At 67.7% G+C, this 16,899-nt stretch carries 16 protein-coding genes; 13 read left to right on the top strand and 3 right to left on the bottom strand.

The features are described 5' to 3' along the window. Genes bchB through hemA form a run of 12 tightly spaced genes read left to right on the top strand, consistent with a single transcriptional unit; the run spans position 1 to position 13,836 of the window. Positions 1–1,587 carry a ferredoxin:protochlorophyllide reductase (ATP-dependent) subunit B gene (bchB, locus tag BLU08_RS06975; protein ID WP_090197307.1) on the top strand — a complete coding sequence of 529 codons (1,587 nt, stop codon included), beginning with the start codon at positions 1–3 and terminating at the stop codon, positions 1,585–1,587. Beyond that, the gene (locus tag BLU08_RS06980) at positions 1,577–5,227 is read left to right on the top strand and encodes a magnesium chelatase subunit H (RefSeq protein WP_090197310.1); all 3,651 of its coding nucleotides are present in this window, start codon (positions 1,577–1,579) and stop codon (positions 5,225–5,227) included. The genes bchB and BLU08_RS06980 overlap by 11 nt, the downstream gene beginning before the upstream one ends. 22 nt (positions 5,228–5,249) lie before the next feature. Next, entirely contained in the window at positions 5,250–6,146 is an 897-nt protein-coding gene (gene bchL / locus BLU08_RS06985; protein WP_090197313.1) for a ferredoxin:protochlorophyllide reductase (ATP-dependent) iron-sulfur ATP-binding protein, read from the top strand. Next, the gene (gene bchM, locus BLU08_RS06990) at positions 6,146–6,865 is read left to right on the top strand and encodes a magnesium protoporphyrin IX methyltransferase (protein WP_090197316.1); all 720 of its coding nucleotides are present in this window, start codon (positions 6,146–6,148) and stop codon (positions 6,863–6,865) included. The genes bchL and bchM overlap by 1 nt, the downstream gene beginning before the upstream one ends. Next, on the top strand, positions 6,862–8,298 hold the full coding sequence (locus tag BLU08_RS06995) for a BCD family MFS transporter (RefSeq protein ID WP_090197319.1): 1,437 nt from the start codon (positions 6,862–6,864) through the stop codon (positions 8,296–8,298). The genes bchM and BLU08_RS06995 overlap by 4 nt, the downstream gene beginning before the upstream one ends. A gap of 57 nt (positions 8,299–8,355) precedes the next feature. Continuing rightward, positions 8,356–9,141, top strand: a complete 786-nt coding sequence (puhA, locus tag BLU08_RS07000; RefSeq protein ID WP_090197322.1) for a photosynthetic reaction center subunit H — start codon at positions 8,356–8,358, stop codon at positions 9,139–9,141. After that, positions 9,132–9,905, top strand: a complete 774-nt coding sequence (puhB, locus tag BLU08_RS07005; RefSeq protein ID WP_090197326.1) for a photosynthetic complex putative assembly protein PuhB — start codon at positions 9,132–9,134, stop codon at positions 9,903–9,905. The genes puhA and puhB overlap by 10 nt, the downstream gene beginning before the upstream one ends. After that, entirely contained in the window at positions 9,902–10,381 is a 480-nt protein-coding gene (puhC, locus tag BLU08_RS07010) for a photosynthetic complex assembly protein PuhC (protein ID WP_090197331.1), read from the top strand. The genes puhB and puhC overlap by 4 nt, the downstream gene beginning before the upstream one ends. Continuing rightward, positions 10,381–10,710 (top strand): hypothetical protein, encoded by a 330-nt coding sequence (locus tag BLU08_RS07015; protein WP_090197334.1) that lies wholly within the window; start codon positions 10,381–10,383, stop codon positions 10,708–10,710. The genes puhC and BLU08_RS07015 overlap by 1 nt, the downstream gene beginning before the upstream one ends. Beyond that, positions 10,707–11,768, top strand: a complete 1,062-nt coding sequence (gene acsF, locus BLU08_RS07020) for a magnesium-protoporphyrin IX monomethyl ester (oxidative) cyclase (protein WP_090197339.1) — start codon at positions 10,707–10,709, stop codon at positions 11,766–11,768. The genes BLU08_RS07015 and acsF overlap by 4 nt, the downstream gene beginning before the upstream one ends. Further along, a complete protein-coding gene (gene puhE / locus BLU08_RS07025; protein ID WP_090197341.1) occupies positions 11,762–12,589 on the top strand; it encodes a putative photosynthetic complex assembly protein PuhE in 828 nt (275 codons plus the stop codon). The genes acsF and puhE overlap by 7 nt, the downstream gene beginning before the upstream one ends. 23 nt (positions 12,590–12,612) lie before the next feature. After that, on the top strand, positions 12,613–13,836 hold the full coding sequence (hemA, locus tag BLU08_RS07030; RefSeq protein ID WP_090197344.1) for a 5-aminolevulinate synthase: 1,224 nt from the start codon (positions 12,613–12,615) through the stop codon (positions 13,834–13,836). 127 nt (positions 13,837–13,963) lie between these two features. On the opposite strand, the gene BLU08_RS07035 is transcribed toward hemA, so the two are convergent. Together BLU08_RS07035 and BLU08_RS07040 are read right to left on the bottom strand one after the other, a co-directional pair. Next, positions 13,964–14,467 (bottom strand): cytochrome c family protein, encoded by a 504-nt coding sequence (locus BLU08_RS07035; RefSeq protein WP_233996128.1) that lies wholly within the window; start codon positions 14,465–14,467, stop codon positions 13,964–13,966. A gap of 165 nt (positions 14,468–14,632) precedes the next feature. Then, complete coding sequence (locus BLU08_RS07040; RefSeq protein WP_090197347.1) at positions 14,633–15,229, bottom strand: pseudoazurin; 597 nt, start codon at positions 15,227–15,229, stop codon at positions 14,633–14,635. Between the two features lie 245 nt (positions 15,230–15,474). Here BLU08_RS07040 and BLU08_RS07045 point away from each other — a divergent pair, with 245 nt between their 5' ends. Then, positions 15,475–16,266 (top strand): DUF1499 domain-containing protein, encoded by a 792-nt coding sequence (locus BLU08_RS07045; protein WP_090197350.1) that lies wholly within the window; start codon positions 15,475–15,477, stop codon positions 16,264–16,266. 7 nt (positions 16,267–16,273) lie between these two features. Here the strand turns inward: BLU08_RS07045 and BLU08_RS07050 are convergent, their stop codons facing one another. Beyond that, positions 16,274–16,876, bottom strand: a complete 603-nt coding sequence (locus BLU08_RS07050) for a CDP-alcohol phosphatidyltransferase family protein (RefSeq protein ID WP_090197355.1) — start codon at positions 16,874–16,876, stop codon at positions 16,274–16,276. Positions 16,877–16,899: the final 23 nt, after the last annotated feature.

Raw genomic sequence — 16,899 nt, forward strand, 5'->3', positions numbered from 1 at the left:
ATGCAGCTCGCGGTGTGGACATACGAAGGCCCTCCCCATGTCGGCGCGATGCGGATCGCGACGGCGATGAAGGGCCTGCACTATGTCCTGCACGCGCCGCAGGGCGACACCTATGCCGACCTGCTCTTCACCATGATCGAGCGGCGCGACCTTCGCCCGCCGGTGACCTACACCACCTTCGAGGCGCGCGACCTGGGCAAGGACACGGCCGAACTGTTCCAGCAGGCCGCACGCGAGGCGGCGGAGCGTTTCAAGCCCCAGGCGATGATCGTCGGCGCGTCCTGCACGGCCGAGCTGATCCAGGACGATCCCGCCGGCCTTGCCGAGGCGATGGACCTGCCCTGCCCCGCGATCGCGCTCGAACTGCCGAGCTACCAGCGCAAGGAAAACTGGGGCGCGGCGGAAACCTTCTACCAGATCGTGCGCGGCCTCGCCCGGCGCGACGTGGAACGCAGCCCCCGCGAAGGCCGCGCCGCCAAAGCCAACATCCTTGGCCCCTGCGCGCTCGGTTTCCGCCACCGCGACGACCTTGTCGAGGTGAAGAAGATGCTCGCCCAGCTCGGCGTCGAGGTGAACCTCGTCGCGCCGCTGGGCGCCAGCCCCGCCGACATCGCCCGGATCGGCGAGGCGGATTTCAACATCGTCCTCTATCCCGAGATCGCTGACGAAGCGGCCCGCTGGCTCGAACGCACGTTCGGCCAGCCTGCGGTTCGCAGCGTCCCCATCGGCGTCGGCGCGACACGCGCCTTCATCGCCGACGTCGCCGAGCTGGCAGGTGCAGATCCCACGCCTGCCCTCGGCGACACCCAATCCCGCATGCCGTGGTGGAGCCGCTCGGTCGATTCGACCTACCTGACGGGCAAGCGCGTCTTCATCTTCGGCGATGCCACCCATGCCGTCGCCGCCGCGCGGATCGCCCGCGACGAGCTTGGCTTCGAGGTCTGCGGCCTCGGCTGCTACAACCGCGAATTCGCCCGCGATATCCGCGCGGCGGCGAAGGAGCACGGGCTGGAACCGCTGATCACCGACGATCATCTCGCGGTCGAGGACGCGATCGCGGAAGCCGCGCCCGAACTGGTGCTCGGCACGCAGATGGAGCGGCACATCGCCAAGCGCCTCGGCGTCCCGTGCGCGGTCATCTCGGCGCCGGTGCACGTGCAGGACTTTCCCGCCCGCCACTCGCCCCAGATGGGTTTCGAGGGCGCGAACGTGATCTTCGACACCTGGGTCCACCCGCTCGTGATGGGGCTGGAGGAGCACCTGCTCACCATGTTCCGCGAGGATTTCGAATTCTCCGACGAGGCGGGGCCGAGCCACCACGCCGCGCACAGCCCCGCGCCCGCGCGCATCCCGGTCCATGACGAACCGGCCGCGGCCGAAGCACCGCAAGCCCCCCCCGCCGGGGCCGACGCCAGCGCGGCGGAGGCAAGCCGCTGGACCGAAGACGCCGAGCGCGAACTCAGGAAGATCCCCTTCTTCGTGCGCGGCAAGGCGCGGCGGAACACCGAGGCGTTCGCACAGGATCACGGCCGCTGGCCGATCGACGTCGAGACCCTTTACGAGGCGAAGGCGCATTATGCACGGTAAGGCTCCCACCCCCCGGGCCGAGGCGCCCACGAAACTGCGGCTGAATTCGCCGGTCCGCGTCACCATCGTGACGCTCGACAACCACCTGAAAGGCGCGGTGGACCGGGCGGGACAGGCGCTCGCGAAGGACAACATCCACCTCTCGCTCCACGCCGCCGCCGACTGGGAACGCGACGGCGAACATCTCGCCCGGTGCAGGCAGGCGATCGCCGAGGCCGACATCGTGATCGTCACGATGCTCTTCATCGACGATCAGGTCCGCGCGATCCTCCCCGATCTCGAGGCGCGGCGCGAGGACTGCGACGCGATGGTCTGCCTGATGTCGGCGGGCGAGATCGTGCGCCTGACGCGGATGGGCGCCTACCGCATGGACGCGCCGGCCAAGGGTCCGATGGCGCTGCTCAAGAGGCTGCGCGGTTCGAGCAAGAAGGGTGCGAGTTCGGGCGAAGGGCAGATGAAGATGCTGCGCCGCCTGCCCAAGATCCTCAAGTTCATCCCCGGCACCGCGCAGGACGTGCGGGCCTATTTCCTCACCCTGCAATACTGGCTGTCGGGCTCGGACGAGAACGTCGTCGCCATGGTCCGCGCGCTGATCGACCGCTACGCCGCCGGCGAACGGATGGCGCGGCGGGGCAAGACCAGGGCCGATGCGCCGCTCGAATATCCCGAAATCGGGGTCTATCACCCGCGCACCAAGCAGCGCATTTCCGAAAGCCTGCGCCTGCTGCCCCCCGGCGGGGGCGAGAACGGCACGGTCGGGTTGATCCTGCTGCGATCCTACCTGCTGGGCCGCGACAGCCACCATTACGACGGCGCGATCAAGGCGTTCGAGGATGCCGGGCTCAAGGTCATTCCGGTCTTCGCCAGCGGGCTCGACGCGCGGCCCGCGATCGAGCGGTTCTTCAGGGACCGCGACGGCCGGCCGACGGTCGATGCGATCGTCAACCTCACCGGCTTCTCGCTCGTCGGCGGCCCGGCCTATGCCGATGCCGATGCCGCGCGCAAGGTGCTGGGCGATCTCGACATGCCCTATCTCGCTGCCCACGCGATCGAATTCCAGTCGATCGAGGAATGGCGCAAGGGCGAGCAGGGCCTGATGCCGCTCGAGGCGACGCTGATGGTCGCGCTGCCCGAACTCGACGGGGCGATCGTGCCGAGCGTCTTCGGCGGCCGCGCGGGCGAAGGCAGCGGTTGCTGCACCGGCTGCGAACGCAAGTGTCAGCGCCCCGCTTCGGAGAAGCTGCGGCCGATGCAGGGCTGCCCCGAACGGGCCGAGGCGCTGGCCGAACGCACGGTCAAGCTGATCCGCAACCGCCGCGCGCAGCGCGCCGAACGCAAGGTCGCGGTGGTGCTGTTCAACTTCCCGCCCAATGCCGGCGCGACCGGGACGGCGGCGTTCCTGTCGGTCTACGAATCGCTCCACGCGACGCTCATCCGGATGAAGGCCGAAGGCTACAGCGTCGAGGTGCCCGAGACGGTCGACGACCTCAGGACCGCGATCCTCGAGGGCAATGCCGATCTCTACGGCGCCGATGCCAACGTCGCCGCGCGCATTCCCGCGGACGACCACGTCCGGCGCGAGAAATACCTCGCCGAAATCGAAGCCGCCTGGGGCCCCGCCCCCGGCAAGCAGCAGAGCGACGGGAGCCACATCCAAGTGCTCGGCGCGATGTTCGGCAATGTCTTCGTCGGCATCCAGCCCGCCTTCGGATACGAGGGCGACCCGATGCGGCTGCTGTTCGAGGGCGGGTTTGCGCCGACCCACGCCTTCAGCGCCTTCTACCGCTGGATCCGCGAGGATTTCGGCGCCCATTCGGTGCTGCATTTCGGGACTCACGGCGCGCTCGAATTCATGCCCGGAAAGCAGACCGGCATGTCGAGTTCCTGCTGGCCCGAACGCCTGATCGGCGACCTGCCGAATTTCTACCTCTACGCCGCCAACAACCCGTCGGAAGGGATGCTGGCCAAGCGCCGCTCGGCCGCGACGCTGGTGAGCTACATGACCCCGCCGCTGGCGCAGGCCGGGCTCTACAAGGGCCTTGCCGAACTCAAGGCGAGCGTCGATCGCTGGCGCGCCACGGGCACCAGCGCCGAGGACGCGGCGGAGCGCGAGGAACTCGCCGCGATCATCGCCGAGCAGTGCGATGCGCTCGACATCGAATGCGGGGCGATCGAGACGTTGACCGAGCGGCTCTACGAGCTGGAAGAGGCGCTGATCCCGCACGGCCTCCACGTCTTCGGACGCAATCCGCAAGGGTCCGAGCGCGAGGAAATGCTCGATGCCATGGTCGAGGCGGCGGTGATGGCCGAGGCCGGGATCGACCGGGACGAACTCGGGCGTCAGCTCGATTCCTCGGATGAACTCGCCGCGCTCATCCATGCGCTCGACGGCGGCTATGTCCCGCCCGCGCCCGGCGGCGACATCGTCGCCAATCCCGAAGTGCTGCCGACGGGCCGCAACATCCACGGCTTCGACCCCTTCCTGATGCCGACGCGCTATGCCTGCATGCAGGGTTCAGAACAGGCCGAGCGGCTGATCGCGCGCCATGTCGAAAGCGGCCAGCCCTTCCCCGAAAGCATTGCGATGGTGCTGTGGGGGACCGACAACCTCAAGAGCGAGGGCACCCAGATCGCCCAGGCGCTGACCCTGATGGGCGCGCGGCCCCGGCGCGACAGCTATGGCCGGCTCGCTGGGGCGGAGCTGATCCCGCTCGAGGAGCTCGGCCGGCCGCGGATCGACGTGGTGGCGACGCTTTCGGGGATCTTCCGCGACCTCCTGCCGATGCAGACCCGGATGCTGGCCGAGGCCGCGCTGCTGGCGAGCCAGGCGGAGGAGCCGCTCGAACGGAATTTCGTCCGCAAGCACACGCTCGCCCAGATGGAAAAGCTCGGCTGCGATCTCGAGACGGCGGCGCTGCGTGTCTTCTCGAATGCCGAGGGCGCATACGGTGCCAACGTCAACCAGATGATCGACGGCGGAGCCTGGACCGACCCGGACGAACTCGCCAACGCCTTCGAGGTCAACAAGGGCTTCGCCTATGGCGTGAAGGGCGCACCCGTCCAGCGGCGCGAACTGCTCCAGAGCGTGCTCGCCGAAGTCGATTTCACCTACCAGAACCTCGAAAGCGTCGAGGTCGGGATCAACGATGTCGACCAGTATGTCGACGGGCTCGGCGGCGTCACCCGCTCGGTCGCCAAGGCCAAGGGCGCCGAGGCGCCGGTCTACATCCTCGATGCGACCCGCGGGAACACCAAGGTCAGGACGCTCGCCGAACAGATCGATTTCGAGGCCCGCACCCGGACGCTCAATCCCAAGTGGTTCGAGGGCCTGCTCGATCACGGCTACGAGGGCGTGCGCGCGATCGAGGGCCATGTGAACGCGACCTTCGGCTGGTCCGCCACGACCGGCCAGGTCGCGCCGTGGGTCTACCAGAAGATCAGCGAAACCTTCGTCCTCGACGAGGACATGCGCCGCCGGCTGTCGGAACTCAATCCGAAAAGCTCGGCGCGGGTGGCGGGGCGCCTGCTCGAGGCGTGCGACCGCAACCTGTGGGAACCCGACGAGGAAACGCTCGCCGCCCTGCGTGAGGCGAGTGACGAGCTGGAGGACCGCCTCGAAGGCGTCTTCGTGGCGGAATGAGAGACAAAGGGATCGGATCACCATGAACCTTCACAACCCCAAATCCAGCTTCGCCCCGCCAGACGGGGAAGGCTCGGTCCAGGTCCAGCTGGACCCGCGCGACGCGATCAAGGGCGCGAAGGTCTTCGCGGTCTACGGCAAGGGCGGGATCGGCAAGTCGACCACCTCGTCGAACCTGTCGGCGGCCTTCTCCAAGCTCGGCCACCGCGTGCTGCAGATCGGCTGCGATCCCAAGCACGACAGCACCTTCACGCTGACGAAGAAGCTCATGCCGACCGTCATCGACGTGCTCGAGACGGTCGAATTCCACTCCGAGGAACTGCGGCCCGACGACTACATGTTCGAAGGCTACAACGGCGTCATGTGCGTCGAGGCCGGCGGCCCGCCGGCGGGCACGGGCTGCGGCGGCTATGTCGTCGGGCAGACGGTCAAGCTCCTCAAGCAGCACCACCTGCTCGAGGACACCGACGTCGTGATCTTCGACGTGCTCGGCGACGTGGTGTGCGGCGGGTTCGCCGCGCCGCTCCAGCACGCCGAACGCGCGCTGGTCGTCGCGGCGAACGATTTCGATTCGATCTTCGCGATGAACCGGATCGTCGCCGCGATCGGGGCGAAGGCCAAGAACTACGACGTGCGGCTCGCCGGAGTGGTCGCCAATCGCAGCCGCGAGACCGACGAGATCGACCGCTTCTGCGACCGGATCGGGATGCAGCGCCTCGCCCATTTCCGCGATGTCGACGCGATCCGCCGCTCGCGGCTCAAGAAATGCACCCTCTTCGAAATGGGCGACGATCCCGAAGTGATCGAGGCCCAGAACGAATATCTCCGGCTCGCCCAAATGCTGTGGGACGGCGTCGAACCGCAGCTGGCGAACCCGATGAAGGACCGTGAAATCTTCGACTTCCTGGGATTTGAATGATGGCCACACGCTCCCCCCTTCCCTTCGAGGCAAGCCCCTATGCCGAGCGCCGCGAGGCGCTGGCCAATTATTTCGACAGCACCGCGCGGCAGGCGTGGATCGATCTCACCTCCGATACGAAGGTGAGCGGCATCCGCGCGACCGTGCGGGCAGGCCGCGACGAGATGCGCGCGACCCTGCTTTCCTGGCTGCCCGACGACCTGCGGCGCACCCGCGTGCTCGATGCAGGTTGCGGCACCGGGGCCTTCTCGATCGAGGCGGCCTGCCGCGGCGCCGAGGTGACCGGGATCGACGTCGCTGCCGGCCTCGTCGATGTCGCGCGCGAACGCACCCCGTCCTTCCTCGGGCATGGCCGGATCCGCTGGCTGGCGGGCGACATGCTCGACCCCGCGCTCGGCACCTTCGCCCATATGGTGGCGATGGATTCGCTGATCCACTATTCGCCCGAAGACCTCGTCGATGCGCTCGCCCAGCTGGCGGAGCGCTGCACCGGCTCGATCCTGTTCACCTTCGCCCCGCGCACCAAGCTGCTCGGCGCGATGCACGAGCTCGGCAAGGTCTTCCCCAAGAGCGACCGCTCGCCCGCGATCATCCCGGTCCGCGAGGCCGAGGTGCGCGAGCGCCTCGCCCGTCTCCATGGCTGGTCGATCGGGCGCACCAGGCGCGTCTCGAGCGGGTTCTACACCTCGCAGGCGCTCGAACTGGTGAGGCACGGATGAGCCAGCGCCCTCGCCTTGCCGATACCTGGACGCAGGTCGCGGTGCGTTATCTGCCTTTCGCGGATGCGGCGAGCGAGGACCTGCCGCTCGGCCGGCTGCTGCGGCTGTCGCTGTTCCAGGTGAGCGTGGGCATGGCGATGGTGCTCCTCAACGGCACGCTCAACCGGGTGATGATCGTCGAGATCGGCACGCCGACCTGGCTCGTCGCCCTGCTGATCGCTGTGCCGCTGCTGGTCGCGCCGTTCCGCGCGCTGATCGGGCACAAGTCGGACACGCACCGGTCCTTCCTCGGCTGGCGGCGCGTGCCCTATATCTGGGCGGGCACGCTCACCCAGTTCGGCGGCCTTGCGATCATGCCCTTCGCCCTGCTGCTGCTGGGCAAGCCCGAGGCCTTCACGCTCGGCATGGTCGCGGCGGCCGTGGCCTTCCTGATGACGGGCGCGGGTTTCCACATCACCCAGACCGCGGGGCTGGCGCTGGCGACCGACCTTGCGCCCGAGGACAAGCGGCCGCGCGCGGTGGCGCTGCTCTATGTCATGCTGCTCGTCGGCATGATGTTCGCGGCCTTCGTCATCGGCGGGGTGCTGATGGATTTCAGCCCGACCAAGCTGGTGCAGGTGATCCAGGGCTGTGCGGTGCTGACGATCGCGCTCAATCTCGTCGCCCTGTGGAAGCAGGAGGCGCGCGATCCCAAGGCGACGTCGCACGACCGCGAGACGCCCGACTTTCGCGAGCTGTGGGACTCCTTCGTGCGCGACGGACGCAATGCCCGCCTGCTGACCGCGATCGGTATCGGCGCGGCGGGCTTCGCGATGCAGGACGCGCTGCTCGAACCTTATGGCGGCGAGATCCTCGGCCTGTCGGTCGGGTCGACCACCGCGCTCACCGGGGCGTGGGCGCTCGGCAGCCTGATCGGCTTCATGCTGTCGGGCCGCTCGCTCGGTCTCGGGGCCGATCCGCTGCGGCTCGCCGGGACCGGCCTCGTCACGGGTGTCGTCGCCTTCCTGTTCGTGATCTTCGCTGCGCCCTTCGACGCGCCGGCGATGCTGTTCCTCGGCGCGTTCACGATCGGCGTCGGGCTCGGCCTGTTCTCGGTCGGCACGCTGATGGAGGCGATGAGCCTTGCCGAAAGCGCGACCGCCGGCCTCGCGCTCGGCGCGTGGGGCGCAGTCCAGGCGACCGCTGCGGGCGCGGGAATAGCGCTCGGCGGCGCACTTCGCGACGGCGTTTCGGCGCTCGTCATGGCCGGCGCTGCGGGAGAGGTCATCGCCACGAGGGCGACCGGGTACACCTCGGTCTACCTCCTCGAAATCCTGCTGCTTCTGGCAGGCCTAGCCGCGATCGGGCCGCTCGTCGGCCGGGGTCGCACCACCACCCTCGCTTACCGGGAGCGCACCGGCCAGCCGTTCGGCCTGCGCGAATTCCCGACATGACCGGTCAGGACCCAGGGGACCCCATCTCGGTCGCACTCTGCTTGAGAGGAATGTGAAATGAACAACACATACATCGTCGGGACGCTCGACGTAGCCGAGCTGGCGTTCCTGCTCTTTTTCGTCTTCTTCATCGCCCTCGTGGTCTATCTCAACCGGGAAAGCCGCCGCGAAGGCTACCCGGTCGAGGACGAACAGACCGGGCGGGTCGACACCTGGCCGCTCAGCCAGGGCGACAAGAAGGTCTTCAAGCTGCCCCACGGGCGCGGGGTCTACATCCCCGAGGACGTGCCGCGGGACGACTTCAAGATTCCCGCCGTGCAGGCCTTCAACGCCGCCGGCGCGCCCTGGGTTCCGACCGGCAACCCGATGAAGGACGGTCTCGGCCCGGCCGCCTTTGCCAAGCGCGCGGACTATCCCGACCTCACCCATGACGGCCGGCCCCGGATCGTGCCGATCGGCAACAGCCACGAACTCACGGTCTCGCCGAACGATCCGGCACTGATCGGCTGGCCGGTGATCGCCGCGGACAAGAAGGTCGCCGGCAGGGTCACCGACATCTGGGTCGACCAGTCCGAACACATCATCCGCTATCTCGAGATCGAGACCAATGCGGGCGACAGGGTGCTTGCCCCGATGTTCGTCTGCGCGGTGCAGAAGAAGGGCTTCTTCGACGACAAGCCCGAACAGGTCGAGATTTCGGCGATCACCTCACAGCAGTTCGCGGATGTCCCGCGGCTCGAAACACCCGGCCAGGTCACCCGCTACGAAGAGGACAAGATCATGGCCTATTATGGCGGCGGCTACATGTACGCGACGCCGGAAAGGGCGGAACCATGGATTTGATGACGAAAACCCGGCCCCAGGCGGACCCGGCGCTGCACGAAAAGCCGCGCTTCGACCCGCCCGAGCTCGAGAATGCCGGGCCGACCGCGCACGGCGACCCGATGGGCACCCCGGCAGCGGACGAACGGATCCTGTGGAAGGGACGGCCCGACCGGCGCGTGCTTGCCCGCACCGCCTTCCACACCCGCAGCGTCGCCATCTACTTCGCCCTGCTCGTCGGGTTCTCGCTCGCGATGGGCAATTACCAGAGCGCCGCGATCATCACCGCCCTCGGCATCGCCGGGCTCGGCGTGCTCAACCTGCTCGCCTGGCTCAGCGTCCGCAGCACGCTCTACATCCTGACCGATGCGCGGCTGATCATGCGGATCGGCATCGCGATCGAGACGCGGATCAACGTCCCGCTGAAGCAAATCTCGGCCGCGCATCTCAAGCAGCGCGGGCGCGATCACGGCGATATCGCTGTCGAACTGAAGGGCGAGCGCCTGCTCGGCTATCTGCTGATGTGGCCGCACGTCCGCCCGTTCCGGCTCGCCCGGCCCGAGCCGATGCTGCGCGGCATCGCCGAACCCGAGAAGGTTGCCCGCCTGATGGCCGATGCCCGCGCGCAATACGGCGCGATCGAGCGGAATTTGATCGAGATCAAGGAAGCGGGGACCGCGCCCGCTAGGCAGGGGCACGGCTCCCATGCCCACGCGCGGACCGGCGCTCCCGCTGCCGAGGCGAAGGAAATGTCGGACACAGGTCTGAAAGGAGCCCCCGCATGATCGTTCGCACCTATGAAGAGGACGAAATCACCGTCCACCGCGTTCCGCTGCTGCTGATGGGCGGGCTGGTCGCGATCAGCCTCGCGCTGACGGCCTCGGTGACGATGGGCTTCTTCGAGCGCACGTCCGATCCCGTGGTGCTGCGCGCCGAGGCGGGCACCCAGGCCGCAACGACGCGCGACCTGTTCTTCTTCGACGAGGCCGACGGCTCGGTCCGCGTCGAGGATGCGGCAAGCGGCGTCGAGGTGGCCCGGTTCGGCGTCGGGTACGGCGGCTTCGTGCGCTCGACCGTCCGCAGCCTCGTCCACCAGCGCCGCATCCGCGGGATCGGGGCCGATGTGCCGTTCGAACTGGTCGAATGGGACAACGGCAACCTCACCCTGCGCGACGAGACCACCGGTTCCACACTCGAACTCGACTATTTCGGCAAGGACAACCGCCGGGTCTTCGCCGAAATGCTCGAAGGGGTGAAGTGATGGCCACCCGCCCGATCGACGACGCCGCCATCCGCGCCGTGCCGACCGCAAGGCGGTTCGACATCCCCTGCACGATCACGGTCGAACAGAGCTCGGAGCATTTCCATGCCCATGTCGAACTGGCCGGCGATGTCGCACTGGAACCGGGCGACAAGGTCCGGGTGCATGGCGACCCGATCACGATCCCCTTCGGCCAGAGCGCCGTGTTCGAACGCGCCGCGACGGTGACCCGGGCCGGGCCCGTCACCCGCGCGCTCACCCGCCTCGCGGCCTATTTCGATCTCAAGGAACTCTACGAGGTGAGCTTCAATCCCGGGAGGATCAAATGAACGCCTACAAGCCGATGACCAGCGAAGAGGCGATGGCCCTCGCCACGCAGGACACGATGCTGACCCCGCGATTCTACACCACGGATTTCGATGCGCTGGACGCGATCGACGTTTCCCCGGTGCGGGAGGAATGGGACGCGCTGATCGACGAGATGATCGGCGACCCCAACAAGAAGCACTTCCGGCACAATGACAGCTTCAAGGGCGTGATCGAGGGGCTCGAGCCCGAACTGCGCAAGGAATTCACCGATTTCCTCGTCAGCTCGATGACCTCGGAATTTTCCGGCTGCGTGCTCTATGCCGAAATCGCCAAGCGGACCAAGAATCCCGACGTCAAGCAGCTGTTCAAGCTGCTCGCCCGGGACGAAAGCCGCCACGCGGGCTTCATCAACGAAAGCCTCAAGGATGCGGGCATCGGGGTCGATCTCGGCTATCTGACGCGGACCAAGAAATACACCTATTTCAAGCCGAAGTTCATCTTCTACGCGGTCTACCTGTCGGAGAAGATCGGCTACGCCCGCTACATCACGATCTACCGCCATCTCGCCGCGAACCCGCAGCACAAGTTCCACCCGATCTTCGACTGGTTCCTCGAATGGTGCAACGACGAGTTCCGTCACGGCGAGGCCTTCGCCATGCTGCTGCGGTCGGACCCCAAGCTGCTGCAGGGCGCGAACAAGCTGTGGGTGCGTTTCTTCCTGCTGTCGGTCTATGCGACCATGTACGTGCGCGACCATGCCCGGCCCGCCTTCCACAAGGCGCTCGGGGTCGATCCGACCGAATATGACTACAAGGTGTTCTCGATCTGCAACCAGATCAGCCGCCAGGTCTTCCCGGTCGAACTCGACATCGACGACCCCGCGTTCCGCCGGCAGATGGAGGCCCTGCGCCTCGCCGCCTGCCGGATCGAGGACGGCAAGGAACAGGGCGGCATCGGCGGCCTCGCCAAGCGCGTGAGCGGGATGGCGGGGGCCGGCTGGGCCTTCGCGCGGATGTATTTCCACCGCACCCGGCCCAACGCCCTGCCGCAATCGGTCAGGCTGCGTCCCGCATGGTGAGCTGGAGCGGCCATGTTGTCCCGTTCATCGTGACGGTGGCGGTCTGGTTCGTCGCGACGGGGCTCGTCGCGTGGGCCGACAATCGCGAGCGCGCGACCTTCTCGCGCAGCCTCGCGATCGGTGGGGCGGGGGGAATCCTCGGCCTCATCGTCATCCTCGTCGCCTCGCAATCGGTTTCGGTTCCGGGGGTGTACGTCGCCTTCATCGGCGCGCTGATGGTGTGGGGCTGGCATGAGATCGGCTTTCTCACCGGCGCCTCGGCCGGCCCGCGGCGCGAGCCGATCGCGCCGGGCGTGCGCGGGCTCGAGCGGTTCCGGCAGGCGAGCGCGACGGTCATGCACCACGAGGTCGCGCTCGCGCTGACAGTCCTGCTCCTGATCTCGCTGTCGTGGAATGCGCCGAACCAGGTCGGGGCGATGGTGTTCGTGCTGATGTTCGGCCTGCGCCTGTCGTCGAAGATCAACCTGTTCGTGGGCGTGCCCAACACCACGACCGAAATGCTCCCGCCGCATCTCGACTATCTCAAGACCTATTTCGGCGCGAACCGCATGACCGGCCTGCTCGCCCTGTCGATCGTCGCGATCCTCGGCCTTGCCTGGTGGTTCGCCGCGCTCGCGATCGCCGCTCCGGTGGGCAGCGCGCAGATGGTCGGGGCGAGCCTGCTCTTCACCTTGTGCGTGCTCGGGGCGCTCGAACACGTGTTTCTCGCCCTGCCGTTTCGCGACGGCATGCTGTGGGGCTGGGCCCTGCCCGCGCGCCGGCGCGACATGGCGCTTCGGGCACCCGCGCCCGCCCCATCCATCCGGAACGACAGACGATAAGAATGCATCAAGAGGGACTGCCCATGGACTACGAAGCTTTTTTCGCCAGCGAGCTCGATGGCGTGCGCGCGGAAGGGCGCTACCGCGTGTTCACCGACATCAAGCGGCACCGCGGGCGGTTCCCGCACGCGACGCGCTTCGTCGGCGAAACGGACACGCAGGCGGTCACCGTCTGGTGCTCGAACGACTATCTCGGCATGGGCCAGCATCCCAAGGTGCTCGAGGCGATGCACGCCACGCTCGAGGAATGCGGCGCGGGTGCCGGGGGCACGCGCAACATCTCGGGCACGAACCACTACCATGTCGAACTCGAGGCGGAACTCGCCGACCTTCACGGCAAGGAAGCGGCGCTGCTGTTCACCAGCGGCTATGTCTCGAACTGGGCGGGCATCGGCACGCTGGCCGCACGCATCCCGGACTGCGTGGTGTTTTCCGATGCGCTCAACCACGCCTCGATGATCGAGGGCATCCGCTATTCGCGCGCGCCCTACAAGATCTTCCGCCACAATGACGTCGAGCATCTCGACCAGCTCCTGTCCGATTACGGGCCGGAGGTTCCCAAGCTGGTCGCCTTCGAGAGCGTCTATTCGATGGACGGCGACATCGCCCCCATCGCCGACATCCTCGACGTGTGCGAGAAACACGGGGCGATGAGCTATATCGACGAGGTCCACGCCGTCGGCCTCTACGGCCCGCGCGGCGGCGGGATCGCCGAGCGCGAAGGGCTGATGGACCGGATCACCGTGATCGAGGGCACGCTCGGCAAGGCCTTCGGGGTCATGGGCGGCTATATCGCGGCCTCGGCGAACCTCGTCGATTTCGTCCGCAGCTTCGCCAGCGGCTTCATCTTCTCGACCGCCCTGCCCCCGGCCGTCGCCGCCGGCGCGGCGGCGAGCATCCGGCACCTCAAGGAAAGCAACGAGGAGCGCGAACGGCACCAGGATCGGGTCGCCCAGGTAAGGCGCAAGCTCGACATCATGGGCATCCCCCACCTCGCCAATCCGAGCCACATCATCCCGGTGATGGTGGGCGACGCGCACAAGTGCAAGCGGATCAGCGACTGGCTGATGGACAATCACGGCATCTACGTGCAGCCGATCAACTACCCGACCGTGCCGGTGGGGACCGAGCGGCTTCGGCTGACCCCTTCGCCGGTCCACAGCGACGGCGACATCGACCGGCTGATCAACGCGCTGTCCGAGATCTGGTCCCAGTGCGAGCTGGCGCGGATGGCGACCGCGGCCTGATCGCCGAACGAGTTTCCGCCCCGGGGCGGGAGGGGCGACAGGGGCGGCGGCCTTTGGCCTGCCGCCCCTTCATCGCTCGACTGTTCCCGGCGGCGCAGCGCGTCGTCCCGATCAGACTTCGATCCGATCAGACTTCGCCGTTCGCCTCGAGATAAGCGATGAGATCCGCGCGGTCCTGCGGGTCCTTGATCCCCTGGAAGGCCATGCGCGTGCCGGGGAGATACTCCTGCGGCGCGACCAGGTAGTCGAACAGCACTTCCCTGCTCCAGGTAATGTCGCTGTTCCTGTTGGCGTCCGAGTAGTTGAAGTCCGCGACCGAACCGGCTTCCCGTCCGACGACGTCGTGAAGATGCGGACCGACGCGGTTCCTTCCCTCCTCCATCGCGTGGCAGGCCATGCATTTGGTGAAGACCGTCTTGCCGGCCGCGGCATCGGGCGCAAGATCATCGAGGGCGACTTCGGCGAGATCGGGTCGGGCCTCGGGTTCGGGGGCAGGCGGCGGGGCCGGCTCGGCTTCGACCGTTTCGGCCCTGTCCGCCGGACCGGCCTCTTCGTCCGCCTGCCCGCCGCAGGCCGCAAGGGCAAGACCGCTGCCGAGCAGCAGGGTGGTCATCGCAGTGCGCTTGTTCATGCTCCTCTTCTCCCTCCCTACCGTCATGGCCATGCAGAGCATACCGCATGACGTTTCATCCAACGAGCGGAAAACGGGATGTTTCCGGGGGTCCAATGCAAAAGGGGCCGGTGCGGCTTCCCGCACCGGCCCCTTTCCCAAAGGCCTGTCGGCAAGGCGAAAGCCTTACGAGGAGAACATGCCCTCGCTTTCGGCCTGTTCGAAGATCTCGTTGAATTCGCGGCCGGCGAGACCCGGATGGCTCGCCGCCTTGGCGTCTTCGAGATTCGCGGTCATGCCTTCGCCCTTGACGACGATCATGCCGATCATGCCCGCGGCGTAGTGCGGCACGCACTTGTAGCCGTAAATGCCCGGGGTCGGCAGGACGTAGCTGACTTCCTCGTTGATCTCGCCTTCCCAGCCTTCGACGCCGGCAGGCATCATTTCGGGGATCGACGAGGACTGGTGGGTCGGATCGGTCGGCACGAAGGTGACGGTGTCGCCCACTTCGGCGGTGATCAGGCGCGGCTTGAAGACCTGCAGCCCGCTGCCGTCGGGGTCACGGGTGAGCATCTCGACTTCGTGCACGGTGCCGTTCGCTTCGACTTCGGGAACCGCGGCGACTTCCTCTTCGGCAGGGGCAGTCTCTTCGGCGACCGGCGCGGCCTCGGCTTCCTCGGTTTCCTCGGCGGCCGGGGCGGGTTCCTGATTGCCGCCACCGCAGGCCGACAGCGTCACGAGGCTGGCGAGCGCCACGGCGCTAAGGAGAGTGGTACGCTTCATGATGGATTTTCCCTCTTTGGACTAAAACCTCCCGCGAAGCCGCGGGCATTAAACCAGATTAAAGGCCATGAAAAGCGGGAGCTCGATGCCGATAAGCTTTCGCGCCCCCACGAACCTCAGACCCGACAACGCACGATGACCGGTGCGTATCTGCAAGGATTGCCCGGACCCGCGGGGGATTGCAAGCCATGCCGCGCGTCGCGCCGCACCATTGCTCCGGGCGGGCGAGGCGCTAAACAGCGCGCATGGAGACAAAACCGCCCCTGCACGCCCGAATCGTTTTCGGTCTCGCCCTGTTCATCCCGGTCTATCTCGCCGTCACCGCGCTCGGCACGAAGTTCGGCCTGTGGAGCTGGGAGATCGGCCTCCTCCCGCTGACTTTCGGCGGGGGCGCGTTGCTGGTCGGTGGAACGGCGCTGCTGGCGATCGTTTCGCTGGTTCTCATCCTGAGGAAACCCCCGCGCGCCGGCTGGCCGCTCGCGCTGATCGCGCTCCTGATCCCGCTCGGCTTCGTCGGGCTCGGGCTGTCCGCCGCCGGCAAGGGCAGCGCGAACCCGATCCACGACATCGCGACCGACACCGCCGACCCGCCCCGGTTCTCGCCCGCCACGCTCGACGCTCGCGCCAGGGTCGGGGCCAACCCGCTCAACGACTATTCCGTGCCGCTGGGCGAGCTCGAAATGTGGCGCTCCGCCGACCCGGCGCTTGCGGCGCAGAGCCATGCCGAGGTGATCGCCGAACGTTATCCCGATCTGCGCCCGGTCCCGCTCGGCACCGCTTCGTCCGCCGAGGCGCTGGAGGCGGTGCGCGCGGCGATGGAGGAACTGGGCCTCGCCGAAATCCGGGTCGATGCGGAAGCGGGCCGGGTCGAAGGCGTCGCCGAGACCTTCTGGTTCGGCTTCCGCGACGACGTGGTGGCGCGCGTCGCGAACGGCGAGATCGACCTGCGCTCGGTCAGCCGGGTCGGGCAGAGCGACCTCGGCGCCAATGCCGATCGGCTGCGCGACCTGCGCGCGGCGATCGCCGAACGGTTGTAACGCGCGATCACCGGAACTGCGCCAGCGCCATCGCGCTGCGCTGGAAGACGGTGAGGACGCACAGGCCCGCATAGGCATAGGCGATGACGCCGAACCACGCGGGAAACAGGCACATCAGCGCAAAGACGAGGATCGTCTCGGCCCCTTCGGCAAGACCGGTCGAATAGAAGAAGCTCTTGCGCCCATGCGCCGCAGTCTCCTCGCCGCGCGTGGCGGCGATGGTGGCGAAAGCGAGGAAACTGACGCCCGTCAGCACGAAGCTCGCCACCAGCACCAGCGCGGGGAGCGTGTTCGCATCTGCCAGCACGCCGAAGCCGAGCGGGACGGAGACGTAGAAGGCGAAATCGGCGACGATGTCGAGATAGCCGCCGAAGGCGGTCGGGCCGCGCGCCCGCGCCACCGCCCCGTCGAGCCCGTCGATGAGACGATTGGCGAGGATCAACGCCAGCCCCGCCCCGATCGCCCCCGAGGCGATGGCCCCGGCCCCGGCCAGCCCCAGCGCCAGGCCCGCGATCGTCAGCGCGTTGGCGGTGACGCCCAGCCGCGCGAGCGCGCGCCCGGCGCGGTTCAGGGGCGGGTCGATCAGCGGGCGCAGCTTCGCGTCGAACACGCCCCTAGGCCCCTTTCGCGGGC

This window comes from Erythrobacter sp. HL-111, from assembly GCF_900105095.1.
Classification (GTDB): Bacteria; Pseudomonadota; Alphaproteobacteria; order Sphingomonadales; family Sphingomonadaceae; genus Erythrobacter.